Source organism: Pseudoalteromonas marina, from assembly GCF_000238335.3.
Taxonomy (GTDB): Bacteria; Pseudomonadota; Gammaproteobacteria; order Enterobacterales; family Alteromonadaceae; genus Pseudoalteromonas; species Pseudoalteromonas marina.
Map to the genome: position 1 here is coordinate 348,353 of NZ_AHCB03000007.1, position 13,316 is coordinate 361,668.

13 protein-coding genes are annotated in these 13,316 nt (G+C 40.7%); 7 read left to right on the forward strand and 6 right to left on the reverse strand.

Annotated elements, in window-relative coordinates:
• Positions 1 to 160: 160 nt before the first annotated feature.
• The 6 genes from purH (at position 161) to PMAN_RS12830 (ending at position 7,749) form a co-directional block, all read left to right on the forward strand.
• Positions 161 to 1,747, forward strand: a complete 1,587-nt coding sequence (gene purH / locus PMAN_RS12805) for a bifunctional phosphoribosylaminoimidazolecarboxamide formyltransferase/IMP cyclohydrolase (RefSeq protein WP_010556645.1) — start codon at positions 161 to 163, stop codon at positions 1,745 to 1,747.
• Between the two features lie 101 nt (positions 1,748 to 1,848).
• On the forward strand, positions 1,849 to 2,670 hold the full coding sequence (locus tag PMAN_RS12810) for a class I SAM-dependent methyltransferase (RefSeq protein ID WP_006791164.1): 822 nt from the start codon (positions 1,849 to 1,851) through the stop codon (positions 2,668 to 2,670).
• Between the two features lie 16 nt (positions 2,671 to 2,686).
• A complete protein-coding gene (gene purD / locus PMAN_RS12815) occupies positions 2,687 to 3,970 on the forward strand; it encodes a phosphoribosylamine--glycine ligase (RefSeq protein WP_010556646.1) in 1,284 nt (427 codons plus the stop codon).
• Between the two features lie 109 nt (positions 3,971 to 4,079).
• On the forward strand, positions 4,080 to 6,620 hold the full coding sequence (locus PMAN_RS12820) for an EAL domain-containing protein (RefSeq protein WP_006791166.1): 2,541 nt from the start codon (positions 4,080 to 4,082) through the stop codon (positions 6,618 to 6,620).
• Positions 6,621 to 6,643: 23 nt separating this feature from the next.
• Entirely contained in the window at positions 6,644 to 7,453 is an 810-nt protein-coding gene (locus PMAN_RS12825; protein WP_006791167.1) for a DUF2797 domain-containing protein, read from the forward strand.
• Between the two features lie 2 nt (positions 7,454 to 7,455).
• A complete protein-coding gene (locus PMAN_RS12830; RefSeq protein ID WP_010556647.1) occupies positions 7,456 to 7,749 on the forward strand; it encodes a hypothetical protein in 294 nt (97 codons plus the stop codon).
• A gap of 15 nt (positions 7,750 to 7,764) precedes the next feature.
• Here the strand turns inward: PMAN_RS12830 and PMAN_RS12835 are convergent, their stop codons facing one another.
• The 6 genes from PMAN_RS12835 to PMAN_RS12860 form a co-directional block, all read right to left on the reverse strand.
• Positions 7,765 to 8,682 carry a histone deacetylase family protein gene (locus PMAN_RS12835; RefSeq protein WP_010556648.1) on the reverse strand — a complete coding sequence of 306 codons (918 nt, stop codon included), beginning with the start codon at positions 8,680 to 8,682 and terminating at the stop codon, positions 7,765 to 7,767.
• A 99-nt stretch (positions 8,683 to 8,781) separates the two neighbouring features.
• Complete coding sequence (locus PMAN_RS12840) at positions 8,782 to 10,323, reverse strand: serine hydrolase (RefSeq protein WP_010556649.1); 1,542 nt, start codon at positions 10,321 to 10,323, stop codon at positions 8,782 to 8,784.
• Positions 10,324 to 10,336: 13 nt separating this feature from the next.
• On the reverse strand, positions 10,337 to 10,828 hold the full coding sequence (locus PMAN_RS12845; RefSeq protein ID WP_008128736.1) for a gamma-glutamylcyclotransferase family protein: 492 nt from the start codon (positions 10,826 to 10,828) through the stop codon (positions 10,337 to 10,339).
• 35 nt (positions 10,829 to 10,863) lie between these two features.
• Complete coding sequence (locus PMAN_RS12850) at positions 10,864 to 11,490, reverse strand: LysE family translocator (protein WP_010556650.1); 627 nt, start codon at positions 11,488 to 11,490, stop codon at positions 10,864 to 10,866.
• An 11-nt stretch (positions 11,491 to 11,501) separates the two neighbouring features.
• Positions 11,502 to 12,275, reverse strand: coding sequence for a hypothetical protein (locus tag PMAN_RS12855; protein ID WP_010556651.1), 774 nt, complete (start codon positions 12,273 to 12,275; stop codon positions 11,502 to 11,504).
• A gap of 18 nt (positions 12,276 to 12,293) precedes the next feature.
• Positions 12,294 to 12,776 carry a CreA family protein gene (locus PMAN_RS12860; RefSeq protein ID WP_006791174.1) on the reverse strand — a complete coding sequence of 161 codons (483 nt, stop codon included), beginning with the start codon at positions 12,774 to 12,776 and terminating at the stop codon, positions 12,294 to 12,296.
• A 206-nt stretch (positions 12,777 to 12,982) separates the two neighbouring features.
• Between PMAN_RS12860 and PMAN_RS12865 the strand changes: the two genes are divergently transcribed.
• Positions 12,983 to 13,312: a 5-carboxymethyl-2-hydroxymuconate Delta-isomerase gene (locus PMAN_RS12865; protein WP_006791175.1), complete on the forward strand. Its 330-nt coding sequence runs from the start codon at positions 12,983 to 12,985 to the stop codon at positions 13,310 to 13,312.
• Positions 13,313 to 13,316 lie beyond the last annotated feature (4 nt).

Genomic DNA, 13,316 nt, shown 5'->3' on the forward strand with positions numbered 1-13,316 from the left:
TTAAAAAAGCACCTTAGGGTGCTTTTTTTATGCGTACAATTTAGTAGAGATGTTGCAAAATGCTCACGCTTATTGGCGCTTTATAAGTCGTTTTTTAAGTTGTAATCAGTTAAAATGCCCGCTTCTAAGCTAGCTCATTAACTGAGGAAATCAAACTACAATGGATACTCATCGTCCCATTCGTCGCGCACTTTTAAGTGTGTCTGATAAAACCGGTATTGTTGAATTCGCCCGCGCACTAGAAGCGCAAGGTGTAGATATTTTATCAACTGGCGGTACATGTAAACTCCTTGCTGATAACGGCATAAAAGTGACTGAAGTTTCAGATCACACTGGTCACCCTGAAATCATGGATGGCCGCGTAAAAACCCTTCACCCTAAGATTCACGGCGGTATTTTAGCCCGTCGCGGACAAGATGAAGATGTAATGGCAGATAACAACATTTCTGCAATCGACATAGTTGTAGTTAACTTATACCCCTTTGCGAATACTGTCGCTCAAGAAAACTGCAGCCTTGAAGATGCCATTGAAAATATTGATATTGGCGGCCCGACAATGGTTCGCGCAGCTGCTAAAAATCACAAAGACGTAACGATTGTGGTAAACGCGAGCGATTACGATCGCGTTATTAGCGAAATGCAAAATAACAATGGTTCAACTACGTATAAAACACGTTTTGATTTAGCTATTGCCGCGTATGAGCATACAGCTCAATACGATGGCATGATTGCTAATTACTTTGGCAAAATGGTTCCTGATTACACTAAAGAAGCCGTTGAAGACACTAAGTTCCCACGTACTATCAACATGCAGTTCACTAAAAAGCAAGATATGCGTTACGGTGAAAACTCACATCAAGATGCTGCTTTTTACGTTGAAAATGATGTAAGTGAAGCATCAGTTGCAACCGCTACTCAGTTACAAGGTAAAGCACTGTCGTTTAATAACATTGCAGATACCGATGCAGCCCTTGAGTGTGTTAAAGAATTTGATGTACCTGCGTGTGTTATTGTTAAACACGCAAACCCGTGTGGTGTTTCAATTGGTGAAGATATTCTTAGCGCTTACGACCGTGCATTTAAAACAGACCCAACATCAGCATTTGGCGGCATTATTGCCTTTAACCGGGAGCTTGACGCTGCAACAGCACAAGCTATTGTTGACCGTCAATTTGTTGAAGTGATTATTGCCCCGAGCATTTCAAGTGAAGCTGCAAAAATTGTTGAAGCTAAAAAGAACGTGCGTTTATTAGCGTGCGGACAATGGAGTGGCAAAGCAACTGGCCACGATATTAAACGCGTAAACGGCGGCGTTTTAGTACAAGATCGCGACCTAGGTATGGTTACCCAAGGCGACTTAAAAGTTGTCTCTAAGCGTCAGCCATCTGAGCAAGAACTTAAAGATTTACTGTTTTGCTGGAAAGTCGCTAAGTTTGTTAAATCAAACGCGATTGTGTATGCCCGCGACGGTATGACTATTGGTGTAGGCGCAGGCCAAATGAGTCGCGTTTATTCTGCTAAAATAGCGGGTATTAAAGCTGCTGATGAAAACCTAGAAGTACCGGGTTCTGTTATGGCATCGGATGCGTTTTTCCCATTCCGCGATGGCATAGATGCTGCTGCAGAGGCTGGTATAACAGCGGTTATTCAACCGGGTGGTTCAATGCGCGATGAAGAAGTTATCGCGGCCGCGGATGAAGCGGGCATGGCTATGGTGTTTACTGGCATGCGTCACTTCCGCCACTAATCACAAAAAGGGTTAAGCTCAACGTTTAACCCTTTTTGTTTGCAAGCAATTCACGTATTCTGATTATTCTAACTCCTAATTTTAATGTGAAGGAACAAACGATGAAATTTGCACTAAAGTCTCTACTTGTTGCTAGCCTAGCACTTACTTCAACAATGGCATTGAGCCATAACCATGAATCAAGCCTAAGCCACGCAATAAAAGCAAGCGAGCGAAGCGCTAAAAATAGTGCTCGTGATGAATATCGCCACCCTGAGCAAACATTGGCATTTTTTGGCTTTAAACCGTCAATGACCGTTGTAGAAATTGCGCCAGGTGGTGGTTGGTACAGTGAAATTTTAGCGCCAGCATTGAAAGAGCAAGGCTTATACTACGCTGCTCATTTCCCTAGCGACTCATCGGTTGGTTACTATCAACGCTCATTAGCTGCGTTTAAACAAAAAGTAGCTGAAGACGAACGCTTTAGTAATGTTAAAATTACAGAGTTTGCCCCTTTAACCCACCTAGATATTGCGCCTGCAGAATCTGCCGATATGGTACTTACCTTCCGCAATGTGCATAACTGGTATATGGGTAAAGATACAGACGGTGCATTGAGCGCATTTAAAGCGTTTTATAAAGCACTAAAACCAGGTGGTACATTGGGTGTGGTTGAGCATCGTTTAGCTGAAAACCGTGCTGATGAGGATCAAAAAACATCAGGTTATATGAAACAGAGTTACGTGGTTGACCTTGCAAAGCAAGCAGGATTTGAGCTAGCAGCAACTAGTGAAATAAATGCTAATCCAAAAGATACAGCCGATCACCCTAAAGGGGTGTGGACGCTACCACCTAGCTTAAGACTTGGCGAACAAGACGCTGAAAAATATAAAGCTATTGGTGAAAGCGACCGTATGACGCTGAAATTTAAAAAACCGCTTTAAATAGGAATATTACGCCATGAATGTATTAGTCATTGGCAGCGGCGGCCGCGAACACGCACTTGCGTTTAAGGCCGCTCAAAACAGTAAAGTAAATACCGTGTTTGTTGCTCCAGGTAACGCAGGCACTGCACTTGAGCCTAAACTCGAAAATGTTGCAATTAACGTTGAAGATTTAGATGGCCTATTAAAATTTGCTCAGCAAAATAATGTAGAGCTCACCATTGTAGGCCCTGAAGTACCGCTCGTATTAGGTGTTGTGGATAAATTTCGTGAACATGATATGGCTATATTTGGCCCAACAGCGGGTGCAGCCCAGCTTGAAGGCTCTAAGTCGTTTACGAAAGACTTTTTAGCTCGCCATGATATACCAACCGCCGATTACCAAACATTTGAGCAAATTGACCCGGCCCTTGCTTATTTAAAAGAAAAAGGTGCGCCAATTGTAATTAAAGCCGATGGTTTAGCCGCAGGTAAAGGCGTTATTGTTGCAATGACACATCAGGAAGCTGAAGACGCTATTCGCGATATGCTTGCCGGTAATGCCTTTGGTGATGCTGGTAGCCGTGTTGTTATTGAAGAGTTTTTAGAAGGCGAAGAAGCCTCTTTCATTGTAATGGTAGATGGTAAAAACGTCCTTCCGTTTGCAACAAGCCAAGATCATAAACGTGCTTATAATGGCGATGCCGGCCCAAATACTGGAGGTATGGGTGCATACTCTCCTGCGCCAGTGGTGACAAACGAAATCCACCAACGCATTATGGATGAAGTGATCACCCCGACAGTAGAAGGCATGGCAAGCGAAGGCCACCCGTACACTGGCTTCTTGTATGCAGGTTTAATGATAGATAGCTCAGGTACACCTAAAGTTATCGAGTATAACTGTCGTTTTGGCGACCCTGAAACACAACCTATGATGCTACGTTTACAATCAGATTTAGTTGAACTGATTGAAGCGGCTAACCGTGAAGAACTAGATAAAACCACCATCGAGTTTGACCCACGCGCAGCGGTAGGCGTTGTACTTGCAGCTAAAGGCTACCCGGGTGACTACCCTAAAGGCGATGCTATTTCAGGCCTTAAGGTTAACTACCCTGCTGATGAAAAAGTATTTCATGCGGGTACTAAACAAAGCGGCGATGATGTTGTTACTGCCGGCGGCCGTGTTTTGTGCGCAACTGCATTGGGTAACACTGTAACAGAGGCACAACAACGAGCCTACGAGCTGGTTAAACAAATTAGCTGGGATGGTATGGAGTATCGAACTGATATTGCTTATCGTGCTATTGCTCGCGAGCAGTAAGCTAATAAAAATTGATTGGTATGACCAATTAATTTAACTAAAAAAGCGCAGTTCGCCTGCGCTTTTTTAGTGCTACACTAATTAAAAGTTTTTAAAAAGTAAGCATACATTGGAACTTAGAACTTTACGTTATCATTCACTTGCTGTTGCCATTTTGATATTTATATTTTTTATTATCAATACATTGGCTTCAAACCTAGTAGTGCCTACTCGTTACACAATTGATAAAACATCACCAATGTATCTCAATCACGCCTACTACATTGATGAAACCAAAAACCAAACATTCGATGCAATTATCAAGCAACCTAATTTACTTACCCATGCTCCTTTTTCAGAAATTCCTTGGAGTTTTACTCAGCAAAATTATTGGTTGTTTCTTGATTTAGAAAACAAAAGCCAAGAAAGTCAAAAAGTAGTTGCTCACTTTGATAATCCAATGGCCGATCACCTCACAGTTTATCGTTTAGATAAAAACAACCATATATTAAAAACTTATAAGTTGGGTGATAGAGAAAAAAAACTGACTTTGTTTCAGTACAGCGTGCCACACATCAACTTTTTGATGGAGCAAAAATCAACCCAGCGCCTCGTTATTAAAATAGACACTGTGGGCATTAGCAAAACACCTATCAATTTATACCGCGATAAAGAATTTGTAGATTTAATGCGTTCTCAAACTGGTATTTGGGGAATATTTGCTGGCGTATTACTCATGGCTGCACTTTACAACCTAGTACTCTATTTTGGTATAAAAGACCGGGTTTACCTTGTTTATATTGGTTATATAATTAGCGCACTGATACTAATGGGTATAGTGCTTGGGTTTGGGTTTTACCTTTGGCCTTTAGAATGGCAACTATTTTTTCATCACAAAGTCATTGTGAGTAATTACGCTGTTTCGTTTTTTACTCTCGCCTTTTGTACTATGTTTTTGCGCTACCATAAAGATAAGTGCTGGCGATACACAATGAGCAAAGCGCTGCTTTCTCTTATGTTTGTTATGGGTATAGCTAGCTTTTTTATTCCTGAAAACATCGCTGCGCCACTTTTTTTCTGCGTATTAGCGCTGCTATATGTTGCATGCACTATATTAATTTATAAAAAACTGCTTAGTGGTTTTAGATGGGCCAAATTTTACGTTTTTTCGTGGGTTCCCCTTATTTTAGGTGCTGTAATACAACCACTGGAGCTCACCGGCGTGATTGATTACAGTTTCACTTCGCGTCACGCCTTTTTGGTGGCGATTTTATGTGAAATTGTTTTAATGGCCATGGCGTTGGCTGATCGTGTACGCTATCAACGAGAGCGCGCGCTTTACCATGCAACTCACACTCAACAAACTAAGTTGCTTAATAGCTCTAAGCTCAAACAAGCATTTATGTCCCTGCAAAGCCAAAACCGTTCTACCACCTTGTGCCTAATAAAAATATGTCATTTTAATTCGCTTAATACCATCATTACATCGACTCAAGGTTACACCCTCATAAAGCACATTGCTGAGCGACTAGAGAATGAATTAATGCACGAAAGAGAGTTTGCAAACCTTGAAACCGATTTAAATAACAGTCCTCGTCTGGCTGATTTAAACAGTGGTGTATTTGCTTGTATCTCAACCAAAAACCAAAACCAAGACACACTCAAAACACTACTCACAAAAGTCATTAGTAACCTCCCCAAGCAATATGAAATTAAAGGTTTGAGTCTGCAACTCAACTACACAATTGGCATTAGTAGTGCAAACCAAAGTAATGATTTTGAATATTGGTTAAAGCGCGGTTACTTAGCCTTAAAAGATGCAAAAGGACGTGCAGATCGCGTTGCGTCATCTGCAATTAATAACAGTTTAATAATGGATGTTGGTTTGGCGGCTCATTTGCAAAAAGCAATTAAAACAAACCAGCTTGCGCTGTATTATCAACCGCAAATAAGTTTAGTCAATAATCAAGTAATAGGCGCTGAAGCGCTACTACGCTGGCCTGATCCCACCTATAAAAACATTTCGATTGAAGAGCTTGTAATATTGGCTGAGCATACCGGAATAATTAATGAGCTGACCTTGTGGGTTATTGAACAAGCTTGTAAAGATCTTGTAGAGCTAATTAACAGCGGCCATAAAGAGCACACAATTAGCGTTAACTTAAGCGCTAAAAACTTAGCCATTAATAACTTAGCTGAAAAAATAGAAAATATATTAATCAAACATCAAGCACCCGCTCACTTACTTAAGTTTGAATTAACTGAATCTGCCTTTGTAGAAAGCCAAGACGTGCTCATTAAATTAGTTGATGAATTATCAGCATTAGGAATAAAAGTTGTACTCGATGACTTTGGCACAGGTTACGCATCATTGAGCTACCTTGTTAACTACCACTTTAGCGAGCTTAAAATAGATAAATCATTTATTTTTGACCTCGTTAATAACCCCGCTCACCAAGTCATAGTTCAAACATCAATAGATATGGCGCACCAGCTTAACTTGTCAATTACTGTAGAAGGTGTTGAAACTCAAGAAATCCACCAGCTCTTAAAACAAATGAATGCAGACCGCGCACAAGGTTATTTATATGCTAAAGCGTTGCCTTATCCTGAGTATGTTAATTTCTTAAAAAGCCAATACAGTTTAAAAATGTTAGACTCTCCTTTTTAAACATCTTTAGGGGCTATGTGAAGATGCAAGGCACACTGCGTAAATTAAAATCGAGCTTAACAGAGCCCGTTCAATATCACCTTCCCGTTGGCGATGAGCTAGTTAACTTAAATGCTTTTATAGGTAAAGAACTAACGCTTACATTTAGCGGCACTATTTTGTGTTCTAACTGCGGTAAAAAAACCAAAAAAAGTTATTCTCAAGGTCATTGCTTTGTTTGTATGCGTAAGCTGGCTAGCTGCGACATGTGTATTATGAAGCCAGAAACCTGCCACTACGACCAAGGTACATGCCGAGAGCCACAGTGGGGCGAAGCAAATTGTATGATCCCACATTACGTGTACTTAGCTAACACCTCGGGATTAAAAGTAGGTATTACGCGCCATACACAAATACCTACACGTTGGATTGACCAAGGCGCCACTCAAGCTTTACCTATTTTTAAAGTACAAACACGTTTGCAGTCGGGATTGGTAGAAGTTGCATTAGCAGAGTTTATTGCCGATAAAACTAATTGGCGCAATATGTTAAAAGGTCAAAACGAAGCTATAGACTTAAAAGCTGCCGCCGCTGAGCTTATTCCACAAATTAGCGATAAACTAAACGAGCTTAGTGAGCTTTTTGGTGCAACAGCCATAGAACAACTTGATGAAGACGTTGTTGATTTAAACTTTCCAGTCACCGAATACCCAACCAAAATCAGCTCATTTAACTTTGATAAAAATCCCGTTGTAAGCGGTATTTTACAAGGTATTAAAGGCCAATATTTAATATTTGATAACGGCGTTATTAATATACGTAAATTTACTTCATACGAAGTAACTGTAGGCTAACCATGTTAAACAGCTTTCCACAGTTAATGATTATTTATGATGAGCTTGAAATAGTGCGAAACCAGCAAGAGCAAAATGAGTGCTTACACGGTGTTGCATCAAGTGAACTAAGTAATGTGAGAGTGCTTAATAAACAAGGTCAATACCTTAACCTACAAGGTCAACTTTGCTCAGCCTTAACCGAAGAGCAGCTAGCACACCTTGTTACTGCTTATCTATTAAATGAAGGGCATTGTTGCCTAGGTAAAATTAAAACGCTAAGTACTTCACAGGCATTTGATTTACTCGGGCTTTAAACATACTTTTAATAACTATTGCTCGCTAAGCACTTTAATATGCGCTACTGCACTTCTACCCAATGCTGATAGCGCATAGCCCCCTTCCAAATACGATATAATTCCCTTACAGCTACTTTCTTTTGTTACTTTGCATAGCTGCTCAGTGAGCCAAATGTAATCGTCTTCTACAAAATTTAGGCTTGCCATGTCATCTTCTACATGTGCGTCAAAACCTGCACTTATAAATAACAGTTCAGGCTTAAAATCCTTTAATTTCGGTAACCATTGGGTGTTGAATACCTCTTTTAAATCGTCCCCATTGCTTGCAATAGGTAAAGGCGAATTAACAATATGGTTATTATTTTTAACCGCTGTATTTGGGTAAAACGGGTATTGAAATAACGAGCAAAGCAGTACCCTTTGATCATCAATAAAAATGTCTTGGGTTCCGTTACCATGGTGTACATCAAAATCGGCAATTGCAATACGTTTGATGCCTTTGCTTTGTGCATACTTAACAGCAATCGCTAAGTTATTAAATACGCAAAACCCTGATGACGAGTGCTTATTGGCATGATGCCCTGGCGGACGCACAGAACAAAATGCCGCGTCGAGTTTATCTTCAAGTATTTCATCTACCGCCAAAACACCGGCCCCCACCGCGCGCTCAATTGCTTTAAATGAGTCAGGGCAAAGCCATGTATCGCCATCGAGATTATTTAAGCCCTCTTGAGGAATTAATCGCTCAACCAAATTAACAAGCGCCTCATCGTGCGCTAGTAAATAATGTTCTCGATGAGCTTTAGGCGCTTGTAAATGCTTTAACCCCACGTCGATGCCACTGGCAAGTAAGCGATCAGTTATCGCATCTAAACGTTCTGGGCACTCAGGGTGATCGTCTATCATTTTATGTTTACGGCAATGTGGATGTGAGATAACTGCAGTACGCATAAAAACTCCAAAAACCAAATAAGTGAAAACTTAATATAACAAAGCCACCCGATGGTGGCTTTGCGACTTTGGTGTATAACTATATAACTTGAGCGTTAATCATTTAGTTTTTAAATTTAAATTTCTAAAGTCAAAGCTAAAGTCGGTCACGGCTGTTGAAACTGCACGCATGTTGGCGCTATTAACACGGTTAGCTGTACTCATTTCAAAACTAATAAACGCATCGGCTTCGAGCAGCTTTTCGTCCCACTTAACAATAAACGTATTGCCTGTATAGTGCTCAAGTGTGCCTTTTAAGCGTTTTGTGTGCGTAAAATCAATTCGTAATTTACCATCAAGCTCTTCAATAATAACGTCGCCATACCAATCATCGTTTAGTGTACCAGTATAATTTATACTAGGTAGCTGTGGCTGATAATCCGCAGGGGTTGGTGGTGTCGCATTTGCGTATGCTTTTTGCTTACCTTCAAAATGCTTTTTGGCTAAATCTTCAACCCAATCTTTATCCTCTAGGTTGAGCACATCCTCAAGTACTTCGTGGGTAACTGCACTTAAAGCACTAAATGCTTGCTGATTAGACAAAATAACAATACCGAGTTTTTTTTCTGGTAGTAACGTAACTTGCGACACCATCCCTAAAATACCGCCACCATGACCTAGCTTTTTAAAGCCGTGGTAGTCCTCTATACTCCAACCTAAACCATAACCTCTAAATTGTTGATGGTATGCCTCAAAGGCACTTTTAGATGCCATAGAGGTAATGTGCGGATGCCACATTTGCGCTTGTTGTTTTTCACTAAACAATTGATCGCCATTAGGCATTTTGCCGCCAGCCAATTGAGTGCGTAGCCATTGGCTCATATCGTTTACACTCGATGCAATAGCACCTGCACCTCTAAAGTCTTCAAGGTAATTAACAAAAAATGGGTGTAAGCTTCCCTCCATTGGAATATGCCCTATTGCCCAGTTTTTATTACTTTTTGGGATACGCGAAAAACCTGCGCGTGAGTTAGTCATTTTTAGCGGCTGTAAAATATGTTTTTCAACGTAATCGTTCCAGCTTATGCCAGATACACGCGCTACAACTTCACCTGCTGTTACAAACATCAGGTTGTTATAAGCGTATTTACTACGAAAACTGCTGGCTGGTTTTAAGTATTTTAAGCCTGATAAAATATCAGAAACTGATTTATCTGTGCTTGGCCAAATCATTAAGTCGCCTTGCCCAAGGCCTAAACCACTACGGTGGCTTAGTAAATCGCGCACTCGCATTTCCCGGGTTACATATGAGTCGTATAATCTAAATTCAGGTAAATGGTCGATTACGCGGTCATCCCAGCGTAATTTCCCCTCATCGACTAATTTAGCTAACGCGGCGCTGGTAAATGCCTTTGTATTTGATGCAATACCAAATAACGTATCTTTATTTACTTCAGCCTTTGTATTTAGGTTTGCGATGCCAAACCCTTTAGCGAGTACAACCTCGTCATTTTCAACAATAGCAACGGCCATACCTGGCACATCAAAGCGCGCCATAGAGGTTTTAATGACCTCTTCTATTTTGTTGGTATCAACCTGTGCCCAAGTATTAAAAGTAGCACTGGCCAGTAGTGTAAAAGCCGCTAAATTAGTCAGTTTCATGTTAGTCCTTTTATTATTGATGCACTGCAAATTCAATTGCTGCGCGTTCTTTATTAGGATCGCTCTTTTGTGGGCGATTAAGTATTGCATCACTGTAAGCCTTTGGTACGCCCGCTTCAAGTGCTCCGCGATGAACATGTTTAACGTACCAATCGTAGGGTAAAACGTCCTCGTCGTGTGTATTTGCAATATAACAATGGGTATCAATTGTTTGCCCATTTAACAGCTCAACCGTTATATCTACACAATCGTAACCTGGGCCTTCTATCGCATCTAAAGTGAGTTTTTCGTCAGTGTTAACCTCATAGACCACACCGTATACTAAGGCATCTGCTTTATCAGTTTTTTGAATACTGCATTTACCCGAACCATCAGAAAAAAGCATATCAAAGGTTAGCTCGTACCCTTTAAGGATTGCTGTGCCCACACGCTTTGCGTTTGGCAAACGTGCCAACAAACGATTAGACGACATATTAGATCCAAACGAAAAATTATATAAAGGCATGTTTACTCCTGCTTGTATTACATAAATTGAACAAGTTAAATAACAACACGTACAGCCAACGCAATTAAAATAACGCCAATACCTCGGTCAAACCAGTAGCCGCGTTGCTGAAAAAAATCACGCACGCAGGCTTTAGAAAGTACCAACGAAAGCGCAGAAAACCACCCCCATGTTGCAAGCGCCATATAAATACCATAACCAATTTGCACACTCACTGGCGTTGTTTGACTTATTACCAAGGTAAATAACGACATAAAAAAGAGCGTGGCTTTTGGGTTTAGTGCGTTAGTGAAAAAACCGCGTCTAAAAGCAACCCAAATAGGCTCCTCTGGAGCTGTTTGGTTATCAATATCATTGGTTGATGATGCGCCCGGCTTAGCCGCTCTTAGTGCTTGTATTCCAAGATAAGCCAAATAAGCGCCTGCTACATATTTAAGTGCCATAAACAAACTAGGCGATTGAGACAAAATAAGCGCCACACCCATTACACAATAAGCTATGTGCAACAAAATAGCGCCGCCAACGCCTGCACTTGTCCACAATGCGTTTCGCCTACCTTGTTGCACACTTTGCTTTAGCACAACAGCAAAGTCAGGGCCTGGGCTTGCTACTGCAAAGAAGTGAGCAATAACAATTAATAAAAATTCATCTAAATAGTCCACACTTATCCTTGCTAGTTAGGTGCATACGCCAGTAATAACGGGTTTGCCGATTCACTCACCAGCGCTTTAATTTCTTTTTGCGCTTTTTTGAATTGGCTTCGTAAATGGGGCTTTAAATGTTTTTTAGATACGTTGTCTTTTTTGAAGTAGCAAACCAAAGCATGCATAAATACCGTATGTGTTTCGCTCAATTGTGCTTCACGGTTAGCGTACGGGTTGTAACATGAGCCGCACCCGCCTTTAAACTGATACACCGTATTGCTCATCATGACACCAAAACCTAAAAAACAGGCAAGCGCATCAGCAGCTTGGGGTAGAAAGTCCTTCCCCCCTGGAGGCAATACACCAACATGATGAATCATAATAGTAGCCAGTGTTCCGGCAAAACTGGCAACTAAATCTTGCGGCTGATTTATTTGATTTGGATTAAACGAAATATTAATAACATGGCTCGGCGGCACAATTAACTCACAGCGCTCACCACGTATTACACTACTAAACTCAAAACGAGGAAACACTTGTGGCTGTAATTGCTGAGGCGCAACTAATTGAATTGGCCATGCACTCATTCCCGCATACGTAGTTACTCGCTTAAATACGCTGGTGGCCATTTGCTCAATACTTGATACCGAATCAGGAAAATATTGCCCTGTAGGCAATATTATTTGCGTATGTTTAGTAAAAAACTCAGCATCAAAATTTTCTACAGCCCAAATAAAAGTATCAATAAGCCATTGCTGCTCTTGTTGCTCTAACAAAGGCGCTGATTTAAATAACGCTAACATAGTGTACTCTTAATTTAATTATTCTTGCTCTTGTGCCCACTGCCATGCTTTCGTGTTATATAAAGGCACAGTAGATAATGCATGGTGATGACTGCCGCTCGACTCTTTTGTTGAATACGACAAATATAATAATGTGCGAGTTTTAGCGTCGTATATTCGGCGCACCTTTAACGATTTAAATAAAATGCTCTTTGATGACTTAAACACCACCTCACCAGACTTACTACGATCAATTTCTTGTAATTGCTCCGCGGTGATTGGCCCTGTTTGACGACACGCAATCGACATGTCTGACGGATCAGAAAAGTCTAAATCGGCCTCAACATGACTAATATGACACGTCACTCCTTTAATGATCGGATCTTGCTGTGAGTTCACCACCACATCTTTTGTAGTAAACAAACCTAAACTCACCGACGCCACATCATCAGAGCAGGCACTTAACGTAATTACTGCGCCCATTAGCACGGCTAAATGTTTTATTTTTTGCTGAAATTTCATACTCATCCTTAATATAAGCTAGGTTTTTTTACACGCTTATTTTAATAAGCTTGGGTTCACCTGTGTGTTTTTATACTAACATCAAAAATCAGCACAACTAAATTAGTTTAAAACAAACATTTTAGCCGTATGGGGTTTAGCGAGCCGTCGTGTATTTGTTACAATTAACGACACGCTTAATGCCGTAACCAACAGGAACCACCCGCATGCCGCACATTATTATTGAGCACTCAGAAGACCTCCCTGTATTACCTCAAGTACTGGTAGAAAAAATCCATAAATGCACATTCGAAAGCGGTTTATTTGATTTAGAAACTATAAAAACTCGCGCAGTTGCATATCAGCAGTATCAATTGGGTGTGGGGAAAGAAGGGTTTATACATGTGCAAGCACACATTATGGCAGGGCGAACAGTAGAGCAAAAGCAAACTCTGAGTGAGCACCTACTTGCGTGTTTAAAAACCTATTGCAGGGAGTCTGACAGTTTAAGCGTTAATATTTACGACATGGACCACGAGATATATCGTAAAAATTAACACA